Source organism: Paenarthrobacter ureafaciens, assembly GCF_004028095.1.
GTDB lineage: Bacteria > Actinomycetota > Actinomycetes > Actinomycetales > Micrococcaceae > Arthrobacter > Arthrobacter ureafaciens.
Map to the genome: position 1 here is coordinate 26424 of NZ_SBHM01000008.1, position 20149 is coordinate 46572.

Annotated in this window: 19 protein-coding genes; 10 read left to right on the forward strand and 9 right to left on the reverse strand. The window is 63.4% G+C overall.

The window, feature by feature from the left end; all coding sequences use genetic code 11:
• Nucleotides 1-4 precede the first annotated feature (4 nt).
• Entirely contained in the window at nucleotides 5-1123 is a 1119-nt protein-coding gene (gene tal, locus AUR_RS18575) for a transaldolase (RefSeq protein WP_062096849.1), read from the reverse strand.
• Nucleotides 1124-1154: 31 nt separating this feature from the next.
• Nucleotides 1155-3272, reverse strand: coding sequence for a transketolase (tkt, locus tag AUR_RS18580; RefSeq protein WP_062096850.1), 2118 nt, complete (start codon nucleotides 3270-3272; stop codon nucleotides 1155-1157).
• Between the two features lie 441 nt (nucleotides 3273-3713).
• Here tkt and AUR_RS18585 point away from each other — a divergent pair, with 441 nt between their 5' ends.
• The gene (locus tag AUR_RS18585) at nucleotides 3714-4676 is read left to right on the forward strand and encodes a heme o synthase (protein WP_021470418.1); all 963 of its coding nucleotides are present in this window, start codon (nucleotides 3714-3716) and stop codon (nucleotides 4674-4676) included.
• 729 nt (nucleotides 4677-5405) lie between these two features.
• Here AUR_RS18585 and AUR_RS18590 read toward each other — a convergent pair.
• The 3 genes from AUR_RS18590 to AUR_RS18600 are packed head-to-tail and all read right to left on the reverse strand — an operon-like array spanning nucleotide 5406 to nucleotide 8093.
• Entirely contained in the window at nucleotides 5406-6350 is a 945-nt protein-coding gene (locus tag AUR_RS18590) for a COX15/CtaA family protein (RefSeq protein ID WP_021470420.1), read from the reverse strand.
• Between the two features lie 22 nt (nucleotides 6351-6372).
• The gene (locus AUR_RS18595; RefSeq protein WP_062096851.1) at nucleotides 6373-7137 is read right to left on the reverse strand and encodes an ABC transporter permease; all 765 of its coding nucleotides are present in this window, start codon (nucleotides 7135-7137) and stop codon (nucleotides 6373-6375) included.
• Nucleotides 7134-8093 (reverse strand): ABC transporter ATP-binding protein, encoded by a 960-nt coding sequence (locus AUR_RS18600; RefSeq protein WP_062096852.1) that lies wholly within the window; start codon nucleotides 8091-8093, stop codon nucleotides 7134-7136. The genes AUR_RS18595 and AUR_RS18600 overlap by 4 nt, the downstream gene beginning before the upstream one ends.
• Nucleotides 8094-8221: 128 nt before the next feature.
• Here AUR_RS18600 and AUR_RS18605 point away from each other — a divergent pair, with 128 nt between their 5' ends.
• The 6 genes from AUR_RS18605 to AUR_RS18630 are packed head-to-tail and all read left to right on the forward strand — an operon-like array spanning nucleotide 8222 to nucleotide 13394.
• Entirely contained in the window at nucleotides 8222-9025 is an 804-nt protein-coding gene (locus AUR_RS18605; protein WP_031215925.1) for a helix-turn-helix transcriptional regulator, read from the forward strand.
• Nucleotides 9025-10500 carry a Fe-S cluster assembly protein SufB gene (gene sufB, locus AUR_RS18610; RefSeq protein WP_021470424.1) on the forward strand — a complete coding sequence of 492 codons (1476 nt, stop codon included), beginning with the start codon at nucleotides 9025-9027 and terminating at the stop codon, nucleotides 10498-10500. Before AUR_RS18605 ends, sufB begins: the two co-directional genes overlap by 1 nt.
• A gap of 2 nt (nucleotides 10501-10502) precedes the next feature.
• On the forward strand, nucleotides 10503-11807 hold the full coding sequence (gene sufD / locus AUR_RS18615; protein ID WP_021470425.1) for a Fe-S cluster assembly protein SufD: 1305 nt from the start codon (nucleotides 10503-10505) through the stop codon (nucleotides 11805-11807).
• A gap of 53 nt (nucleotides 11808-11860) precedes the next feature.
• Nucleotides 11861-12217 carry a non-heme iron oxygenase ferredoxin subunit gene (locus tag AUR_RS18620; protein WP_021470426.1) on the forward strand — a complete coding sequence of 119 codons (357 nt, stop codon included), beginning with the start codon at nucleotides 11861-11863 and terminating at the stop codon, nucleotides 12215-12217.
• 45 nt (nucleotides 12218-12262) lie between these two features.
• Nucleotides 12263-13048, forward strand: coding sequence for a Fe-S cluster assembly ATPase SufC (gene sufC, locus AUR_RS18625; RefSeq protein WP_021470427.1), 786 nt, complete (start codon nucleotides 12263-12265; stop codon nucleotides 13046-13048).
• Between the two features lie 13 nt (nucleotides 13049-13061).
• Nucleotides 13062-13394, forward strand: a complete 333-nt coding sequence (locus AUR_RS18630; protein WP_021470428.1) for a metal-sulfur cluster assembly factor — start codon at nucleotides 13062-13064, stop codon at nucleotides 13392-13394.
• 78 nt (nucleotides 13395-13472) lie between these two features.
• Here the strand turns inward: AUR_RS18630 and ypfJ are convergent, their stop codons facing one another.
• Nucleotides 13473-14372: a KPN_02809 family neutral zinc metallopeptidase gene (gene ypfJ / locus AUR_RS18635; RefSeq protein ID WP_021470429.1), complete on the reverse strand. Its 900-nt coding sequence runs from the start codon at nucleotides 14370-14372 to the stop codon at nucleotides 13473-13475.
• 61 nt (nucleotides 14373-14433) lie between these two features.
• Here ypfJ and AUR_RS18640 point away from each other — a divergent pair, with 61 nt between their 5' ends.
• Together AUR_RS18640 and AUR_RS18645 are read left to right on the forward strand one after the other, a co-directional pair.
• Nucleotides 14434-15825, forward strand: coding sequence for a class I adenylate-forming enzyme family protein (locus AUR_RS18640; protein WP_062096853.1), 1392 nt, complete (start codon nucleotides 14434-14436; stop codon nucleotides 15823-15825).
• Nucleotides 15800-17038: a thiolase family protein gene (locus AUR_RS18645; protein WP_079941623.1), complete on the forward strand. Its 1239-nt coding sequence runs from the start codon at nucleotides 15800-15802 to the stop codon at nucleotides 17036-17038. The genes AUR_RS18640 and AUR_RS18645 overlap by 26 nt, the downstream gene beginning before the upstream one ends.
• Here the strand turns inward: AUR_RS18645 and AUR_RS18650 are convergent.
• From AUR_RS18650 to AUR_RS18660, 3 genes are read right to left on the reverse strand one after another with little or no spacing between them, the layout of a single operon-like run.
• Nucleotides 17035-17685, reverse strand: a complete 651-nt coding sequence (locus AUR_RS18650; protein ID WP_062096854.1) for an energy-coupling factor transporter transmembrane component T family protein — start codon at nucleotides 17683-17685, stop codon at nucleotides 17035-17037. The genes AUR_RS18645 and AUR_RS18650 overlap by 4 nt on opposite strands.
• The gene (locus AUR_RS18655; protein WP_062096855.1) at nucleotides 17682-18404 is read right to left on the reverse strand and encodes an energy-coupling factor ABC transporter ATP-binding protein; all 723 of its coding nucleotides are present in this window, start codon (nucleotides 18402-18404) and stop codon (nucleotides 17682-17684) included. The genes AUR_RS18650 and AUR_RS18655 overlap by 4 nt, the downstream gene beginning before the upstream one ends.
• Nucleotides 18401-19036 carry a biotin transporter BioY gene (locus AUR_RS18660; protein WP_062096856.1) on the reverse strand — a complete coding sequence of 212 codons (636 nt, stop codon included), beginning with the start codon at nucleotides 19034-19036 and terminating at the stop codon, nucleotides 18401-18403. The genes AUR_RS18655 and AUR_RS18660 overlap by 4 nt, the downstream gene beginning before the upstream one ends.
• 275 nt (nucleotides 19037-19311) lie before the next feature.
• On the opposite strand from AUR_RS18660, the gene AUR_RS18665 reads away from it, so the two are divergent.
• A partial coding sequence (locus AUR_RS18665) for an ATP-binding cassette domain-containing protein (protein ID WP_164888704.1) occupies nucleotides 19312-20149 on the forward strand: 838 nt, incomplete at its 3' end.

A 20149-nucleotide genomic window follows, 5' to 3' on the forward strand; every position in this document is an offset into this window, starting at 1 on the left:
TTGGTTAGGAAGCCTTCCGTGCAGTTGCAAGTGCGCCTTCGACGTCGGCCAGCAGTTCCTTCCAGCTGGCCACGAACTTATCCAGACCTTCGGACTCAAGGAGGGCCACGACGTCGTTGTAGGAAACGCCGAGCTTCTCGAGGGCATCAAGGGTGCTGTTGGCCTCTTCGTAGGTACCGGTCACGGTGTCCCCGGTAACCACGCCGTGGTCGAAGGTTGCGTCGAGGGTCTTCTCCGGCATGGTGTTGACGACCCCGGGGGCAACAAGCTCGGTGACGTAGAGGGTATCCGGGTAGGCCGGATCCTTGACGCCTGTGGAGGCCCACAGCGGACGCTGGGGAAGGGCTCCGGCCTCGGCCAGAACTGCCCAGCGTTCGGTGGAGAACAGCTCTTCGTAGACCTGGTAGGCAAGACGGGCGTTGGCCACGCCGGCCTTGCCCTTGAGTGCCTTGGCCTCTTCGGTGCCGATGGCGTCCAGGCGCTTGTCGATCTCGGTGTCCACGCGGGAGACGAAGAAGGATGCCACCGAGTGGATCTTGGAGAGGTCGTGTCCGTTTTCCTTCGCCTGCTCCAAGCCGGACTGGAAAGCGTTGATGACGGCCCGGTAACGCTCCAGGGAGAAGATCAGGGTCACGTTGACGCTGATGCCCTCGGCCAGGACGGCCGTGATGGCCTCGAGGCCCTCGAGCGTGGCGGGGATTTTGATGTGGACGTTGTCCTTATTCACCGTGGCGTACAGCTGCTTCGCTTCGGCGATCGTGCCTTCCGTGTCCCAAGCGAGGCGGGGGTCCACCTCGATGGAAACGCGGCCGTCGACACCGTTGGTGGCGGCAGCGACAGGTGCGAAGAGGTCGCAGGCGTCGGCGACGTCGGTGGTGGTGATGGCGAAGATTGTTTCTTCAACGCTGGCACCCTCTGCAGCCTTCGCTGCGATGGTCGCATCGTAGTCCGTGCCGGCGGTGATCGCGGCATGGAAGATGGACGGGTTGGTGGTTACGCCAACGACGTTCTTCTCGTCGATGAGCTTCTGCAGCGTGCCAGTGTCCAGGCGGGTGCGGGAGAGGTCATCGAGCCAGATGGAAACGCCGGCGTCGGAGAGTTGCTGCGTGGGAGTGCTGGTCATGTCTTTTATCTCCTTCGAAGTTCGCAGTCAGTTATGCGTTGACGGCTGCGAGCGAGTCTTTGGCAGCGGCTGCAACGGCTTCGGCGGTGATGCCGAACTCCGTGAAGAGCCGCTTGTAGTCGGCGGAGGCGCCGAAGTGCTCAAGGCTGATGGAACGGCCGGCGTCCCCAACGAATTCGCGCCATCCCTGGGCAAGGCCGGCTTCGACGGAAACGCGTGCCTTCACGTCGGACGGAAGGACGGACTCGCGGTATGCCTCGTCCTGCTTGTTGAACCACTCAACGCACGGCATGGAGACAACGCGGGTGGCGATGCCTTCGGACTGGAGGGCTTCGCGGGCTGCGACGGCGAGCTGGACCTCGGAACCGGTGCCGATCAGGATCACCTGGGCGTCAACCGTTTCGCCGCCCTTGGAGGCTTCGGCCAGGACGTAGCCGCCCTTTGCCACGCCGGCGGTGGACGCGAACGTGTCACCGCTGGCTTCACCTTCACCACGTGCGTACGTGGGGATGTTCTGGCGGGTCAGGACGATGCCTGCCGGGTTCTCGTGGTTCTCGAGCATGACCTTCCAGGCTGCGGCAACCTCGTTGGCGTCGCCCGGGCGGACAACATCCAGGCCCGGGATGGCGCGCAGCGAAGCGAGCTGCTCCACAGGCTGGTGGGTGGGGCCGTCTTCGCCCAGGCCGATGGAGTCGTGCGTCCACACGTACAGCGAGGGAACACCCATCAGCGCGCCGAGGCGGATGGCCGGGCGCTGGTAGTCGGAGAAGATCAGGAACGTGCCGGAGAACGCACGGGTGCGGCCATGCAGGGCGATGCCGTTCACAATCGAGGCAGCAGCGTGCTCGCGGATACCGAAGTGCAGCACACGGCCGTAGGGGTTGCCCTTCCAGGCGTCGGTGGAACGCGAGGTGGGGATGAACGACGGCGAGCCCTCGATCGTGGTGTTGTTGGACTCGGCGAGGTCGGCAGAACCGCCCCAGAGTTCCGGGAGGACCGGGCCGATCGCGTTCAGGACCTTGCCCGAAGCTGCACGGGTGGAAACGTCCTTGCCCGCCTCGAACACCGGCAGGGCTGCGTCGATGCCCACGGGCAGCTTCTTTGCCTCGATGCGCTCCAGGAGTGCGGCACCATCCGGGTTGGACGCCTGCCATGCCTCGAACTTGCTCTGCCAGGCAGCGCGCTCTTCGGAACCACGCTCAACAACCTTGCGGGCGTGGGCGAGAACCTCTTCATCGACCTCGAAGGACTTCGCAGGATCAAAGCCAAGAACGGTCTTAAGAGCGGCAACCTCTTCGGCACCGAGGGCCGAACCGTGGATCTTGCCGGTGTTCTGCTTCTTCGGGGCCGGGTAACCGATGATGGTGCGCAGCGAGATGATGGACGGCTTGGTGGTCTCTGCCTTGGCCTTCAGCAGGGCCGAGTAGAGTTCCTGGACATCTTCGACGTACTCGCCGGTCTTGGTCCAGTCCACCCGCTGGGTGTGCCAGCCGTAAGCTTCGTAACGCTTCAGAACGTCCTCGGTGAATGCAACGTCGGTGTCGTCTTCGATCGAGATGTGGTTCTCGTCGTAGATCACTACGAGGTTGCCCAGTTCCTGGTGGCCGGCCAGCGAGGAAGCCTCGGAGGTCACGCCTTCCTGCAGGTCGCCGTCGGAAGCGATGACCCAGATGGTGTGGTCGAACGGCGACTCGCCGGCGGGAGCATCGGCGTCGAACAGGCCGCGCTGGCGGCGCTGGGAGTAAGCGAACCCGACCGAGGACGCGAGGCCCTGGCCCAGCGGGCCGGTGGTGATTTCCACGCCTGCGGTGTGCTTGTACTCGGGGTGGCCCGGGGTCAGGGAGCCCCAGGTACGCAACGCCTCAAGGTCCTTCAGTTCCAGGCCGTAACCCGAGAGGAACAACTGGATGTAGAGCGTCAGCGAAGTGTGGCCGGGGGAGAGGATGAACCGGTCGCGGCCAATCCACTCAGGGTTCTTGGGGTCGTGGCGCATCAGCTTCTGGAAAAGCAGGTAAGCCGCGGGCGCCAGGCTCATGGCCGTACCCGGGTGGCCGTTCCCGACCTTCTCCACAGCGTCGGCAGCCAACACGCGAACGGTGTCAACAGCCTTCTGGTCCAGATCGGTCCAGGACAGTTCTTGCTCTTCCAAATGTGGCACGAAAACCGAGCCCCTCTCTGTGCTGACGGCGGGATAGCGGATACACGACCGCGCAGGAAGCTCAGATGGCGCCCGCTGCAATGTGTCTACCAGCCGTTCACCATTGAAACGTTGATCTTTCTTCCAGACACACGGACAGTCCGAGAATACGGTTTCCCGGAAGATCGACGCGCGCTGATCTGCTTCACAGCTTAGCCCTAAATGTGGTCCAAAGCTCAGGAAATCCCACTAACTGGACAGAAAAACAGCTTTTATGAATCACCATGGCGTCAGCCGGTAGTGAAGAGTCAGAAACATTGGCGTATTTTGCGGACATGGGCCCGCTTCCGGCCACGGTATGATATTTGGAGGCCTCCAGCGGCTCGCGCGCCCGCGGTTCATTCCGCGAATCAGGACGCTGCCGCTGCGCAAACCCCGAGAGCATAGAACAGAGTGACTGCCGTCGTGAGCACAACTGATACGCCCGTCAACGCGACCCCGGCCCGGGGGAGCATTGGATTTTCCCGCAAGCTCAAGGCGTATCTGGCTCTCACCAAACCGCGCGTCATAGAACTCCTTTTGGTGAGCACGTTGCCCACCATGATCTTTGCCCAGCGGGGATTCCCGTCGATCGGGCTCATGCTGGCAACCCTCGTGGGTGGTGCCTTCGCTGCCGGCAGCGCAGGCGTGTTCAACTGCTACATCGACCGCGATATCGACAAACTCATGCACCGCACGGAGAAGCGGCCGTTGGTCACCGGTGAGGTCAGCCCGCGTGAAGCGATTGTCTTCGCATGGCTCCTCGGTGCGGCCTCCATCGCCATCCTGTGGTTCGGCGCCAACCCGCTCTCCGCTTGGCTGGGCCTCGGCGCGATCGTTTTCTACGTGGTCATCTACACGATGATCCTCAAGCGCCGCACCGCCCAGAACATCGTCTGGGGAGGCGCGGCAGGTTGTTTCCCTGTCCTCATCGCATGGTCCGCAGTCACCAACACCGTTGAGTGGCCGGCCATTGTACTGTTCATGGTGATTTTCCTGTGGACTCCGCCGCACTATTGGCCGCTGTCCATGCGCTACGGCGAGGACTACCGGAACGCCAAGGTCCCCATGCTCGGGGCGATTGCGGGCGCCAAGGTCGTCTCGGTGCAGGTTGTCCTTTACGCCTGGGCCATGGTGGCCTGCTCGCTGCTGATGATTCCGGTGGGTGGAGCAGGGTGGGTTTACACCATCGCGGCCGTTGCCACCGGCGCCTGGTTCCTCTACGAAAGCCACGCCCTCTACAAACGGGCACAGGGCGGGGACGTCTCCAACAAGGGCGCAATGAAGGTTTTCCACGGCTCCATCAGCTACCTGACACTGCTCTTCATCGCCTTGGCCGTCGACCCGTTCGTCGGTTCACCCCTCATCGGCGGCTAGTCGCCTAAAGCGGCCCAACCCGCCACACCCCGACGTCGACGCTCGCCCCTGAGCGTCGACGTCGGGCTTTGTTGTTGCCCGCGCCCAACGTTCCTCTTTCATATCCCAGCCCGGGTGGCCGTTTCCTCTCCCACATCCCAACCCGGGTGGCCGTTTCCTCTCCCACATCCCAACCCGGGTAGCCGTTTCCTCTCCCACATCCCAACCCGGGTAGCCGTTTCCTCTTTCACATCCCAACCCGGGTAGCCGTTTCCTCTTTCACATCCCAACCCGGGTGGCCGTTTTCTCTGGCACATCCCAAGGCACTTAGCCACATCCTCTGCGACTGAGGCCGTCCGGTCATGTCGCCCAGACGCCGGCAACGTAAAAAGCCCGACGCCGGCACTCCGGCGTGAGTTTTCGTGATGACCGCCCGAGATCAGACCCCAAGCCGTCCCGCATGCTGAGCATATGTGCCAAGAATTCCACCTCGAATTTGAAGCCCTGCCGGAAGCCCCCCCGGATGCAGTTGCCCAAGTCCCGTCTACGTCATGGGAGAGCATCCTCGGAAACCCCGACGGGACGTGACAGAGGAACCCCCGAAACCCGACGGGACATGACAGAGGAACACCCAAAGCCCGACGGTACGTGACAGAGGAACGCCCAAAACCCCGACGGGAAGTGACAGAGGAACCCCCGAAACCCGACGGGACATGAAAGAGGAACGCCCGAGTTACAGGGCGCCTCCGGCTACTTAACGGGGCTGGCCTTGGCGAGGTCTGCAGCGTTGGTCGAGGCACTCATGAGCAGTGCCGCACCCAGCATGTGGGCACCCACCAGCAGCGCGGGGATGCCGTTGTAGTACTGCGTGAAGCCAATGACGGCCTGGAGAGCTGTGACCGCGAGCATGAGGAAGGCAGCCGTACGGAAGGGGCCGCTGATTTTGTGCCGCAACACCAGGTAGACGGCGAACAGCGAGCCAGCCGTGATGACGTAGGCCGGGATGGCATGGATGTGGGAGAACAGGTCCCAGTCGAGGTTGTTCCGGGGAGCGTCGGCGTCGCCGGCGTGGGGGCCGGCACCCGTCACCACCACGCCGAGCATGACCGCGATGGTGGAGAAGACCAGGACGGCCATCATCGCGGGACGGAGGATGGACGGGAGCGGTGCAAGCGTCCTGTTCATGAACTGCCCGGTCCGGCCAAATGCCCTGTTGACCAGGAGCGTGGCAACAACAACCAGCGCCATGGAGACGAGGAAATGCAACCCGACCACCCACGGGTTGAGGCCGGAAAGGACCGTGATGCCACCGATGATTGCTTGCGCAGGGATGCTTGCGAGCAGGCCCAAGGCAAGCAGGAAGAGGTCCCGGCGTTCCTTGCGGAGGTTCCACAAGTAGACGAGCATCAACGCGGCTACCGCGGCAAGGGCGAACGTCAGGAGCCTGTTGCCGAACTCAATGAAGCCATGAATGCCCATCTCAGGGGTGTTGACCAGGGAGTCATCGGTGCAACGCGGCCAGGTAGGGCAGCCCAGCCCGGATGCGGTCAGGCGCACGGCTCCGCCGGTGACTACAAGGACTGTCTGGCCGATCAAGGAGAGGACCGCCAGGCGGCGTACGGTGCGGTTCACCTCCGTGGGCAGCTTGGACGTAAGCCGCTGTACGGTCTTTGGTAGGCGCGATGCCGTGCTCACAGGATTCTCGATTCTTCCGGGGTCAGTTCCACTTGAACCAGCGGATGGCTGCGGCTCCGGCAAGAACCGTCCACAGCAAGAGGACTACGACGGCGGGGACGGGTACCAATCCGTACTGGAAAGCGTCCCGGAGTGCTTCTCCCAACGCCCCGGAGGGCAGGAAATGCGCGATGGCCTGGGCGAGGCCCGGCAAGCGTTCGGCGGGAACCACAATGCCGCCCAGTGCGCCCAGCAGGATCCACAACAAGTTGGTGATGGCCAGCGTTGCCTCGGGACGGACGGTGCCCGCTACCAGGAGGCCCAGGGCCGTGAAAGCCGCGGCGCCCAAAACCAGGATCGCGAGCCCGGGAAGCCAACCGGACGGGTGGGGTTGCCACCCCAGGAACGCTGCGATGACGCCGACCACCACCACCTGGAGGAACAACACCACCAACACCGCGAGGATCTTGCCGGCGATGAGCCCGCCGCGACCCAGGGGAGTGGTGGAAAGGAACCGAAGTACCCCGTAGCGGCGGTCGAAGCCGGTGGCGATTCCTTGTCCGGTGAACGCCGTGGACATGGCGCAGAGGGCAAGGATGCCGGGGGTGGCGATGTCCACACGCGCACCGCCCAAACCGTCCAGCAGCGGCGTGACAACCAATCCAAGCAATGCAAGGAGCGGCAGGATGATGGCCAGGATGAGTTGCTCGCCGTTGCGGAGCATGGTGATGGTCTCGTAGCGTCCCTGCTGCAGGATGCGTCGCGTCAGGGATGCGGGACCGGCATTGGTGCCGAGGAGCGGGCTCATCGAAGATCCCTTCCGGAGATATCCAGGAATACGTCCTCGAGGCTCCGTGCCTCAAGGCGAAGCGATGCAGGCAAGATGTCCTTTTCCGCCCACCAGGCTGCCAGCGAAGCCAGGTCCGCCGGTGTTAGTGCCCCGCTGACGGTAAAACTTCCCGCACGGGTTTGCGTCACCTGCAGTCCGGCACTGAGGGCAGCTCCCAGTTCGAGCCCTGGCGGAATGTCGAAGTACAGGGTCCTGTCAGCGATATCCGCTGAATGCTCCTGGGCCAGCAACTCCGCGACAGTGCCTTCGGCGACGTTGTGGCCGCCGTCGATGATGTAGACGTAATCGGCCAACCGTTCCGCGTCATCCATCAAATGGGTCGTCAGGACAATTCCCATGCCGGCGTCGCGGAGCTCGGCAATGAGCTCGAAGACGATCTGGCGCGACTGCGGATCCAGTCCGGCGCTCGGCTCGTCGAGGAAGAGGATCTCGGGGTTGCCCACCAGGGCTGCCGCCAGGGCCAGCCGCTGCTTCTGCCCACCGGAGAGGCGGCGCACGGACGTCCGGCTGAACTGGTCGATGCCCAAACGGTCAACAAGGCGGCCCAGCTCCATGGGCTTTTGGTACATGCCGGCAATATGCCGCAGCAGCGGCAGGGGACGGGCCGACGGCGGGAGGCCGCCGTCCTGGAGCATCACGCCGACGCGGGACCTCAGTTCCGCACCTGCGGTATCAGGATCCTGGCCAAGGAGGGAGATGGTGCCCCCGGTGCGTTTTTGCAGTCCTTGTGCGCATTCCAGGGTGGTGGTCTTACCGGCCCCGTTGGCACCCAGGAGCGCGGTGATTTCGCCGCGACCGGCCACAAGGGAAAGGTCACTCACTACACGGAGCATCTTGCCGTCGAGGGAGGCCAGGGGGCCCACATCCTTGACGAGTCCGTCTATGCTGAGGACAGGGGAGTCGGTGGATCGCACCAAAGTATTCTACGCGAAGTAGTACGGTCACATGCGGTTGGGAAGGTGAGGTCAGTCTCGCCTTACTAGAGACCGGAAACAAATTACGACATGATTATGTTGTGTATTCCGTGAGCACCCCCGTTTCCATGCCATCAAAGCGGCATGCGGCACCAGCCGGAGCCCCCATGGCGGCTCCCGCGCTGCCGGACGCTGAAGATCGCACGCGCGACCGCGTGCTCAGCGCCGTGCTCGAAAACGGTCCGGTCAGCGCCGCCGAACTGGGCGATCTACTCGGTTTCACGCCGGCGGCTGTCAGGAGGCACCTCGACCACCTTGAGCGCAACGGCGTCATAGAGGTGAAGCGGGTAGCGAAGGCAGGCTCCGGCGCCGGTCGCCCGGCACGCCGCTATGTCCTCAGTTCCCAGGGCCAGTCAAAGCTCGGGGACGATTACCTGAACATCGCAAGCTCGGCCCTGCGGAAGCTTGAGGCCATTGCCGGAGCAGACGCCGTCCGTGAGTATGCGGAAGAACGTTTCGCTGAGCTGGAGAGCCGCTACGCACCCGAGGTGGAAGCTGCCGGGGACGACATCACCTCGCGCGCCATGGCACTGTCCCAGGCACTCAGCCGCGACGGCTACGTAGCGTCGGCACACTCGATTGAAGCCAAAGCTCCGTTGCCCGCCGAATTCTCCAGCGTCCAGTTGTGCCAGGGCCATTGCCCAATCCAGCAACTGGCTGCCGAATTCCCGGTGTTCTGCGATACGGAGACCAAAGTGTTTTCCCGTTTGGTGGGCGTCGACGTGCGCCGGCTGTCCACTTTGGCGCAAGGCGGTCACGTCTGCACCACCCATATACCTACCGGGCGCCCCTCGGCCACAGTGCTCCCCGGCACTGCAGTGCCGGCGGGAAGCCCGTCCCAGGAATCAAACAACCAGCAAGAAAGGCCGTGATGACGGGTCAATTAGCTGAAGGAACAGCAGAGAAGGCAGTAGCTGACGGCACTGTGATCTCGGAGATTCTGGAAAAGAATCCCGAGTTGCACGGTATCGGCAACTACGAATACGGCTGGGCCGACAAGAACGACGTCGGCGCAAATGCCCGCCGTGGCCTGAGCGAGGAGGTTGTCCGTGACATCTCCGAGAAGAAGAGCGAGCCCGAATGGATGCTCGACCTGCGCCTGAAGGGCCTGAAGTACTTCGATCGCAAGCCCATGCCTACTTGGGGTGCAGACCTCTCCGGCATCGACTTCGACAACATCAAGTACTTCGTCCGGTCTACGGAGAAGCAGGCTGCAACGTGGGAAGACCTCCCGGAGGACATCCGGAACACCTACGAGAAGCTCGGCATCCCCGAAGCTGAGCGCAGCCGCCTCGTTTCCGGTGTGGCCGCCCAGTACGAGTCCGAGGTTGTCTACCACCAGATCCGTGAGGACCTGGAAGCCCAGGGCGTCATCTTCCTGGACACGGATACCGCACTGAAGGAGCACCCGGAAATCTTCCAGGAGTACTTCGGCACGGTCATTCCGGTGGGTGACAACAAGTTCGCTTCGTTGAACACCGCGGTCTGGTCCGGCGGTTCCTTCGTTTACGTGCCCAAGGGTGTCCACGTAGAGATCCCGCTGCAGGCCTACTTCCGCATCAACACGGAGAACATGGGCCAGTTCGAACGTACGCTGATCATCGCGGACGAAGACTCCTACGTGCACTACATCGAGGGTTGCACGGCTCCGATCTACACCTCGGATTCACTGCACTCGGCCGTTGTGGAGATCATCGTGAAGAAGGGCGCCCGCGTCCGCTACACGACCATCCAGAACTGGTCCAACAACGTGTACAACCTCGTCACCAAGCGCGCCATCTGCGAAGAAGGCGCCACCATGGAGTGGGTCGATGGCAACATCGGTTCCAAGGTGACCATGAAGTACCCGGCGGTTTACCTGGTTGGCGAGCACGCCAAGGGCGAAACCCTGTCCATCGCCTTCGCCGGTGAGGGGCAGCACCAGGACACCGGCTCCAAGATGGTCCACATCGCGCCGAACACCAAGAGCTCCATCATCTCCAAGTCGGTGGCCCGCGGTGGCGGCCGTGCTGCCTACCGCGGCCTGGTCCAGGTCCGCGAGGGCGCAAAGCACTCAGCCAACACGGTCCGCTGTGATGCCCTCCTGGTGGACACGATCTCCCGTTCGGACACCTACCCGTACATCGACATCCGCGAGGACGACGTCGTACTGGGCCACGAAGCCACCGTTTCACGCGTCAGCGAAGAGCAGCTGTTCTATCTGATGTCCCGCGGCATGCCGGAGGACGAGGCCATGGCCATGATCGTGCGCGGCTTCATTGAGCCGATCGCCCGCGAGCTGCCCATGGAATACGCCCTTGAGCTGAACCGCTTGATTGAACTTCAGATGGAAGGATCCGTCGGTTAACAATGACTGATATCACTACCGAAAAGGCCCGTATCGGCGCGCCTTCAGCCCAGCCCTTTATCGACGGCTTCACGGAGGAGGGCGAGAATCTTTCGCCCATCAACGCGTCAGGTTCGACGGCGGAACAGCCTTCCGCAGGTCCGCTCGCGGGCGCTTCGGCCAAGAGCCATTCGCATGGCGGCGGCGTCGGCGTTCCGGACAGCTCCCGGGCCGGTCGTTTGACCTCTTATGAACTGAACGATTTCAAGGCATTGACCGGCTTGGAAGAAGACTGGCGCTTCACGCCGCTTCGCCGCCTGCGCGGCCTCCACACTGAGGCCTTGACCGGCGCAGCTCCCACCACCACTGTGTCCGCCCCTGCCGGTGTCACGGTGGAGACCGTGGGCCGCGATGACCAGCGCATCGGCCTGGCCGGCATTCCGGAAGACCGGGTTTCCGCCAACGCCTGGGCAAACTTCAAGGAAGCCACGGTCATCACGGTTCCTTCGGAGACGTCGCTTGAGTCGGAGATCACGGTGACCCTCGCGGGCGCCGGCACCGAGGCAGCTGCCCAGCACGTGGTTGTCGTTGCGCAGAAGTTCTCCAAGGCCGTGCTTGTCCTGGGCCATGAAGGCTCCGCAGTCGTGTCCGAGAACGTGGAGATCATCGTCGAAGACGGCGCCGACCTCACGGTCGTTTCCCTGCAGGAATGGAACGACGACTCCGTTCACGCGTCGTCGCAGCAAGCGAAAATCGGCCGCGATGCCAAGTTCAAGCACATCGTGGTCAGCCTTGGCGGCGACCTAGTCCGGGTTACGCCGACGGCACGCTTTGCCGCCCCCGGTGGCGAGGCCGAACTCTTCGGCCTTTACTTTGCCGATGCAGGACAGCACCTGGAGCACCGCACCTTTGTTGACCACGCGCAGCCCAACTGTGTGTCGAACGTCCTGTACAAGGGCGCTCTCCAGGGCAAAGGTGCGCACACCGTGTGGGTTGGCGACGTTCTGATCCAGAAGAACGCCGAGGGCACTGACAGCTACGAGAAGAACCAGAACCTGGTCCTGACCGATGGCTGCCGCGCTGACTCCGTGCCGAACCTCGAGATCGAAACCGGCCTCATCGAGGGTGCGGGCCATGCCAGCGCCACCGGCCGTTTTGATGATGAGCACCTGTTCTACCTCATGGCGCGCGGTATTCCGGAAGATGTTGCCCGCAGGCTCGTGGTCCGCGGCTTCCTCAACGAAATCATCCAGAAGATCAAGGTCCCGGCCATCGAGGAACGCCTGACCGCTGCGGTTGAGCGCGAACTCGCTGCGACAGACAACTAACTCACTGCGTCAGACAACTAGCGTCTCCCGACACGACAGGCAACAGAACAAACATGAGTGATCACATCAAGGGCGAACTGGTTTGCAACGCCAACGACATCAAGGTCAAGCAGGCGTTGCGTGTCCTGATCGACGACTACCCGGTAGCCATCGTCAAGGACTCGATGGGCGAAATCCACGCCGTCGGCGACACCTGCTCGCACGCTGACATCTCATTGTCCGAGGGCGAGGTCGAGGGCTGCGCCATCGAATGTTGGGGCCACGGTTCCCAGTTCGACCTGCGCAGCGGCCAACCCCTTCAGTTGCCTGCCTACGACCCCGTCCCCGTTTTCGCCGTCACCATCGATGGCGACGACGTCTACGTGGACGTGACCAACGTTGTGAACGGCGCCCCGGTCAACAACTACTGAGCGCGCCGAGTACCTCCAGACTTACGAACGGAAAGAAAGAAGAGCATGTCTACTCTTGAGATCAAGGACCTGCACGTCAGCATCGAGACGGAGCAGGGCACCAAGGAGATCCTGAAGGGCGTCAGCCTGACCATCAGGACCGGCGAAACCCACGCCATCATGGGGCCGAACGGCTCGGGCAAGTCCACCCTTGCCTCCACCATCGCAGGCCACCCGCGTTACACGGTCACCAGCGGCAGCATCACCCTCGACGGCGAAGACGTCCTGGAAATGAGCGTCGACGAGCGTGCCCGTGCGGGCGTCTTCCTGGCGATGCAGTACCCGGTTGAGGTTCCGGGCGTCACCATGACGAACTTCCTGCGCACCGCCAAGACCGCCATCGATGGCGAGGCCCCTGCCCTCCGCACCTGGACCAAGGATGTCAAGGCTGCCATGCAGGAACTCCGCATCGACGCCGACTTCGCCCAGCGCAACGTCAACGAAGGCTTCTCCGGTGGCGAGAAGAAGCGCGTCGAGATCCTTCAGCTCGAGCTCTTCAAGCCGAAGTTCGCTGTCCTGGATGAGACTGACTCCGGCCTTGACGTCGACGCACTCAAGGTTGTCTCCGAAGGTGTGAACCGCGCCCATGCACAGGGCAACATGGGCACCCTGCTCATCACCCACTACACCCGCATCCTGCGCTACATCAAGCCGGACTTCGTCCACGTATTCGTTGACGGCCGGGTTGTCGAAGAAGGCGGCCCGGAGCTCGCCGACCGACTCGAAGAAGAGGGTTACGATCGCTACGCCGCAGGTTCGGGCGTCGCTGTTGCTCCTGCCGCTCAGGCCTAGTTAGGATCACCTTATGACCGAAATCAACGCTGCGCGCACCAGCCTCGAGGACGTCGAGGAAGCGCTCAAGGACGTCATCGACCCCGAACTCGGTGTCAACGTCGTTGACCTGGGCCTGCTCTACGGGCTCAAGTACTCCGATGAAGACGGCGCGCTCCTGATCGACATGACACTGACGACGGCGGCCTGCCCGCTGACCGACGTGTTGGAAGAGCAGGTGGGCAAGTCCTTGGACGGCATCGTCGATGACTGGCGCCTGAACTGGGTATGGATGCCGCCATGGGGTCCCGAGCGGATCACCGACGACGGCAAAGACCAGATGCGGGCCCTCGGCTTCAACATCTGATCAAACTTTCCGCTGAATGCGGACACAAAGAATGGCTCCGGGCATTGTGCCCGGAGCCATTTTGCGTGGTGGCAACCGCTATGGCACTGCAACGCCGAACGTGTCGCACTTGTTGATGTCGCCGGTGGAGTAGCCCTGGTAGAACCACTTCTGCCGCTGTTCGCTGGAACCATGGGTCCAGGATTCGGGTGAGACCCTGCCCGTGGCCGCTTGCTGGATGCGGTCATCGCCGACGGCGGATGCAGCCGACAGGGCATCCTGCAGGTCTTCCTGCGTGATGGGATCCAGGAAGGGCTGGCCCGTGGCTGGGTCCGCCTGCGAGGAGGCGTGGCGGACCCAGAGCCCTGCGTAGCAGTCGGCTTGGAGTTCCACGCGAACGGCTCCGGACTGCGGTCCCTGCGGATCCTGCTGGGCGCGGTCCAGGTTGCCGAGGATGTTCTGCACGTGGTGTCCAAACTCATGAGCCACCACATACTCCTGGGCCAGTGGCCCGCCGGAGGAACCGAATCGGGTGACCAGTTCGTCAAAGAAGCCCGGATCGAAGTAGGCCTTAACGTCCGCCGGGCAGTAGAAGGGGCCAACGGCAGTCGTGGCCGCTCCACAGCCGGTGTTGGTGGCCTGGTCGAAGATTACGGTTCCCGGCTGCGAGTACCGGACGTTGTAGTCGGCGAGGTATGTAGGCCAGAAAGCGTTGAGGCTGTTCACGGTTCCCGTGATGCGGCAATCCAGGCGCTTGTCGGCGTCGGCGCCTGTCCGGCATTCGTTGACACCGCCGCCGCTGCCGCTTTCTATGGCCGGCGGCTGGCTGCCGCCACCCAGGTCCCCAAGGATGTTGGGATTGAAGCCAAGGAGCGCCAGTAGCAGTACTACGATCCCGCCACCGATTCCGCCTCCGATCTTGGTCCCACGGCCCAGCCCGCTGCCGCGTCTGTCTTCTACCTGCGATGGATCAAGCTGTGCGCCGTCATTGAAACTCATACAGTCAGAATAGACGTCACTATTGGTGTCCGATGGCGCACACTGCCGTAAAATTGCGGGGATGCCTTTCCTGAACAACCTTCAACTGTGGGCCGATGACCGCCCCCACCACACTGCCGTGGTGGTCGGGCGCAGCAGGCTCTCCTGGTCGGAGTTGCGCGACGCAGCAACCGGGTTGCTCGCCACCACGTCCGACACCACGGTCCTCGCCGAGCGAAATTCCACGGAGTTCGTGGCCCGTTACGCTGCGGCTTTGGCGGGGGAGCGCCGGTGCGCGGTCCTGGATCCGTCGTGGCCGCCGGCGATGATCGACGAAGTCGCCTCGCGCATCACGGGATCGGGCCGGGATTCCGGCGGAGTGCTGTGTGACGGCGATCCTTCATCGACGTTCCTTGTCGGACTCACGTCCGGAACCACCTCGGTGCCAAAGGCGTTCACCCGTTCGAGGCATTCGTGGCGCGTTTCCTTCGACGCCTCCATCGAATTCTTCGGTCTCACGCAAGACGACCGCACCCTCGCCGCAGGTCCACTTTCTTCCAGCCTCAACCTTTATGCCTTGTCAGAGTGTCTCTACGCCGGCTCGGCCTTCTACACCCTTGAATCCTTTGACGTCGGCGATGCCCACGCCGCGATCAGCCACGACGGCATCACGCGGTTGATCGTGACGCCGACCATGCTGCGTTTGCTGAGCGAACGCGGCCTGGCCGGCGACGTGGATGCCTCCGGCGTCCGCAGCATCATCTGCGCAGGTTCCAAGCTGGATGCACGCACCCTTGAAGCGGCCCGCAGGTGGGCACCAAACGCAGCGCTCTACGAGTACTACGGAGCGTCCGAGCTCAGCTTTGTTTCCGGAACCCGCTTGGCAGCGGGTCAACCTCTGGACGTTGGAGGAACGGGCATCGGGCGCCCGTTCCCGGGGGTGGAACTGAGCATCCTGGATGATGACGGAGTGCCCGTGCCGGACGGCGCACACGGCAACATCAGCGTCCGCAGCGGAATGGTCAGCAACGGGTACCTCTGGGGTGACGACGGTCAGGCCCTCCGGTGCTTGGACGGGTGGTACACCGTTGGGGACCAGGGCTACCTTGAAGGCGGCGTGCTCCACATTCTTGGGCGGCGTTCGGACATGATCATCACGGCCGGGAAGAACGTTTATCCGCACGAGGTCGAACTTGCCTTGGCGTCGGTTCCGGGGATTGAGGTGGCCGTTGCGGCAGGAGCACCGGATGACGTCCGCGGCCAAAAGGTGATTGCCGCCGTCGTACCCGCCTATGGCGCCGTCACTGCGACGCAATTGCGTACCGGACTTGACGGTCTGCTGGCCAGGGACAAATGGCCGCTGCAGTACTACGTCCTTTCCGAACTGCCCATCACTGATCGGGGAAAGATCAGTCGTTCGCTCCTGTTGGACTGGATAAAAAACCATGATGCCCGCATCCAGCCCCTTCACTGACCAGTCCGGGGCGTCGGGGCAGAACGACCGCTTAGCGGACATCGACCCCTCCCGCCAGCCGGTGATCATCGCCGCGCTCCGTACACCGGTATGCAGGGCGAACGGCGCCTTGAAGAGACTCCGTGCCGCCGATCTGCTGGCGCCCGTGTTGTCAGCCTTGATGGAACAAACGGGTGCTGAGCCTGCGGACGTGGACGACGTCATGATGGGCAACGCGGTGGGCGGTGGCGGCAATGTGGCCCGGTTTGCCGCCCTCCAGGCAGGCCTGCCTGTCTCCGTCCCCGGCATCACGGTGGACCGGCAGTGTGGTTCCGGTTTGGACGCCATTGCCCTGGCTTCGCGGCTTGTGGCCGCCGGCGGCGATCCACTGTACCTGGCGGGCGGCGTGGAGAGCGTCAGTACCGCTCCGGCCCGAGCCCACAGGAATGACGACGGCGGACTGGACTTCTACTCGCGGGCCGCCTTCGTGCCGCCTACCTTCGGTGACCCGGACATGGGCGTGGCGGCCGAGAACGTCGCCCGGCACTTCGCGATCAGCCGCGACCGGCAGGACGACTTTGCCCTCCGAAGCCACCAGCGGGCAGTCGCTTCGGCAGCTGCAGGCACCTTCCTTGCCGAAACAGTGCCCTTGGACGTCGACGGCCGGCCAGTAACCGCGGACGACGGCCCCAAGCCCAACCTTCGTCCTGCGCTGATGGCGCGCTTCCCGGCAGCTTTTGTACCGGAAGGTTCCGTCACGGCCGCGAACTCCTGCTTCGACGCTGACGCAGCGGCCGCCGTCGTCGTCACCTCCCTGCGACGGGCCCGCCTCATGGGTGTGAAGGACGGGCTGCTTGTCCTGGACAGCGGCACTTCAGGGGTCGACCCACAGTTGCTCGGCATCGGGGCAGCTTTCGCGGCGGAGCAGTTGTTGGCACGCCACGGCATGAATCCGGAGCAGCTGGACCTGGTCGAATTCAATGAGGCTTTCGCCTCGCAGACGCTGGCTTGCCTCGACCATCTGGGCATTGACGCTGCACGTGCCAACCTCGATGGGGGAGCACTGGCCTTGGGGCATGCCTACGGCGCCTCGGGCGCGGTCCTGGTAACCCGGCTGCTGGCGCAGGCGCGGCGGGACTACGAACTTCGGCAGCGGGAAGTCACGGGTATTGCGATGATCAGCATCGCCGGGGGCATGGGTACCGCGGCCTTGGTGAAGTACCGTCGGTTCTAGCCCCGGCCCGGAGGCGGTTCCGGGTAATCGTCGGCTTCGCCGAGGCCCCGTGCGGCCAAGGCGTCGCCCGTCTGCCGCGCATAGGCAACAGTGCTAATGAACACCGGCAGGATGAGGGCCTTCGGGTTTCGTTCCAATCCGCGTGCACGCGCCGCATCCCGCACATCGCTGAAGGCACCGGCTATGAACGGGATACTCCGGAGCATGATGGCGATGGTGAGGGCAAAACGTTCCGGATCCGCGCCCCAGCGCTGGAAGGGCCGGGCCAACCGGACCACTCCGTCCAACAGGTCCTGGACCGGGGTAGTGGCCGTCAGGATGGACGCCGCCACCACGCACACCAGAACGTTCAGCACGATGCGTGCAGCCGTAGGGCCGCCCAATTGCCACCACTGGAATGCCCCGATGACAAGGAGGATCGGCGCTACCAGCCATACAGCCCGCAGGAGCCTCCGGAAGCCGGCCCCCGTGAGCAGGAAGATCCCGCACAAAAGTGCCAGGACCAGCAGGGATACCAGCCAGTCGACGATCAGGAAAGAAGCAGCGCCGCATGCAGCCACCACAAGGAACTTGGCCCAGAGGGGAGTGCGGTGGACAAGCGAATCTCCACGGACATAGTTCGCCAGCAGGAAGCCGTGCCCCCTCATCGGCCCGGACCCTCCAGGCTCGCCGCGCACAGCGCACGGTAATGTGCCACCGCAGCGGACGGACCGCCGTCGAACACAATCCTCCCGGCTTCGACCACCAACACGCGGTCCATGTCGGCGGCGAGGTCCAGATCGTGCGTGGACATGATGACTTGTTGCTCCAGGCCGGACATGGTGCGGCGCAGCAATTCGCGGTTCCTGAGGTCCAGCAGGGTGGAAGGCTCGTCGAGGACCAGAACCGCGGGGTCGACCGCCAGCACGGCTGCCAGCGCGAGCAGTTGCCGTTCCCCGCCCGAAAGTTCGTAGATACTCTGGTCCGCCAGGTGCAGGATTCCAAACCGTTCCAGAACGGACTCTGCGCGGGAAGCCCGCTCCTGCCTGTTTTTGATGCTGCGCCTCAGCGACAACTCGACGTCCTCGCGGCCTGTTGGCATCACCAGTTGGGAGAGGGGATCGGTAAAGACGAAACCGACGTTTGCCCTGACCTTGCGGACGTCGTGGACGGTGTTGTGGCCGTGGACCACAACTGATCCTTGGCTCGGCTCCACGAGCCCATTGACCAGGCGCAGCAGCGTGGACTTCCCGGAGCCGTTGGCCCCGATGACGCCGATCCGTCGTTCGCGCAGATCGAGGCTTACATCCTGCAGCAGCGTCTTGGGCGCGTCGCTGCCATCTACTGCGACGGCGACTGAGACGTTGCTGAAGTTGATGGAGTTCATGAAGAAGTGGAGCCTGCCCTTTTAACCCGGCGCACCAGGACGTCAGGAAATGCCTTATGGAGTGCCACCGCGATAACCACCGCGAGGACATTCTTCAGGATATCTCCCGGATAGAACGGGAGGTCCGCGAGGAAAGCCTTGGGAAGGTCAAGCTTGCCGTTAACCATCATGCCCACGATCCCCAGTGCGTGGATGATCAGGACGCTGCTGGCCATGGTGGCTGCAAAGAGAAGCGCCGCGCGGAACCGTACCGTCTTGCGGATGATCAACGACGTCAAGTACCCGGTGGCTGCCGCGGCCAAGGGAAAAGCGATGATATAGCCGGCAGACGGTGTTGCGAGGATGCCAAGTCCGCTGCGTCCGCCGCTGAAGATGGGCAGGCCCGCCAGTCCGAGCAGGACATAAAGCCCGACGGCGGCGAACCCCCTCCCTGCGCCCAGCACCAGTCCGCTGAGCATCACCGTCAACGTGACAAGCGTGATCGGCACCCCGAGGGCGCCGACCGGGATGCCGGGAACGATGGCGGAGGTGGCCACGAGGGCCGCGAAAACGGCCACGAGTCCGAGGTCGGTGGCGTTCCAACGGCGACGGGCCGCTGCGCCGGGGCCCTTGGTGGAATGGGTCTGGGTCATTGGGGATCCTCTGCGGAAAAGTTGGTGCGTTTTAAGCGGGCACTGCCCACTCTTTCGAGGGTACGGAGCGCGGCGGCAGGCCATTTTGGAGCCTCTCCACAAAGACCGGCCGCAGTTCTTTGGAGAGTGGGGCAGTGTTCCGGGAAATTTCCGTCGTGTTTGTTGGCCTCCAGCCTGCCGGTAGACTTGATAAGGCTGTTCTCACAGCAGTTCCCGCCGCTTCCACCGGATTGTCCGGTGCCGCAGGCGTTCCCCGTTGAAAGGCATCACCCGAATTGATTAACGTCCAGGACCTAGAACTTCGTGCCGGCGCACGCCTGCTGATGGACCAGGTCAACTTCAGGGTGGACAAAGGGGACAAAATCGGACTTGTCGGCCGCAACGGTGCCGGCAAGACTACTCTCACCCGTGTACTCGCCGGGGAAGGCCTGCCTGCCGGCGGCAAAGTCACCCGGAGCGGGCAAATCGGCTACCTCCCACAGGACCCGCGCACCCCGGACATGGAACAGCTGGCGCGGGACCGCATCCTGTCGGCCCGTGGCCTGGACGCCGTCGTCGGCAAGCTTAAGAAGGCCCAGGCCGAGATGTCCAGCGAGGACGCCGCCGTCCAGCGCAAGGCCATGAACCGTTACGACCGGCTTGAAGCTGAGTTCCTGGCGGGGGGCGGATACGCAGCCGAGGCTGAAGCTGCTGCCATCTCCTCAAACCTTGCACTGCCTGAGCGCATCCTGAACCAGCCGCTGAAGACCCTCTCCGGTGGCCAGCGGCGCCGCGTGGAACTCGCCCGCATCCTCTACTCGTCCGCCGAGACTCTGCTGCTGGACGAACCGACCAACCACCTCGACGCCGACTCGATCAGCTGGCTGCGTGACTTCCTTAAGAACCACCAAGGCGGCTTGATCGTCATCAGCCACGACGTTGAGCTGCTCGAAGCGACCGTAAACAAGGTCTACCACCTCGACGCCAACCGTGCCCAGATCGACTACTACAACATGGGCTGGAAGCGGTATCTCCAGCAGCGCGAAACTGACGAGCGCGCCCGCCGGCGCGAGCGTGCCAACGCCGAAAAGAAGGCCCAGGTCCTTTTGGACCAAGCCAACAAAATGCGCGCGA

Excerpts from the sequence above, each read along its gene's own strand:
- tal (WP_062096849.1), bottom strand. The coding sequence starts at position 1,123 with ATGACCAGCACTCCCACGCAGCAACTCTCCGACGCCGGCGTTTCCATC.
- AUR_RS18595 (WP_062096851.1), bottom strand. The coding sequence starts at position 7,137 with ATGAGCCCGCTCCTCGGCACCAATGCCGGTCCCGCATCCCTGACGCGA.
- AUR_RS18605 (WP_031215925.1), top strand. The coding sequence starts at position 8,222 with ATGCCATCAAAGCGGCATGCGGCACCAGCCGGAGCCCCCATGGCGGCT.
- sufB (WP_021470424.1), top strand. The coding sequence starts at position 9,025 with ATGACGGGTCAATTAGCTGAAGGAACAGCAGAGAAGGCAGTAGCTGAC.
- sufD (WP_021470425.1), top strand. The coding sequence starts at position 10,503 with ATGACTGATATCACTACCGAAAAGGCCCGTATCGGCGCGCCTTCAGCC.
- AUR_RS18620 (WP_021470426.1), top strand. The coding sequence starts at position 11,861 with ATGAGTGATCACATCAAGGGCGAACTGGTTTGCAACGCCAACGACATC.
- sufC (WP_021470427.1), top strand. The coding sequence starts at position 12,263 with ATGTCTACTCTTGAGATCAAGGACCTGCACGTCAGCATCGAGACGGAG.
- AUR_RS18630 (WP_021470428.1), top strand. The coding sequence starts at position 13,062 with ATGACCGAAATCAACGCTGCGCGCACCAGCCTCGAGGACGTCGAGGAA.
- ypfJ (WP_021470429.1), bottom strand. The coding sequence starts at position 14,372 with ATGAGTTTCAATGACGGCGCACAGCTTGATCCATCGCAGGTAGAAGAC.
- AUR_RS18640 (WP_062096853.1), top strand. The coding sequence starts at position 14,434 with ATGCCTTTCCTGAACAACCTTCAACTGTGGGCCGATGACCGCCCCCAC.
- AUR_RS18645 (WP_079941623.1), top strand. The coding sequence starts at position 15,800 with ATGCCCGCATCCAGCCCCTTCACTGACCAGTCCGGGGCGTCGGGGCAG.
- AUR_RS18650 (WP_062096854.1), bottom strand. The coding sequence starts at position 17,685 with ATGAGGGGGCACGGCTTCCTGCTGGCGAACTATGTCCGTGGAGATTCG.
- AUR_RS18655 (WP_062096855.1), bottom strand. The coding sequence starts at position 18,404 with ATGAACTCCATCAACTTCAGCAACGTCTCAGTCGCCGTCGCAGTAGAT.
- AUR_RS18660 (WP_062096856.1), bottom strand. The coding sequence starts at position 19,036 with ATGACCCAGACCCATTCCACCAAGGGCCCCGGCGCAGCGGCCCGTCGC.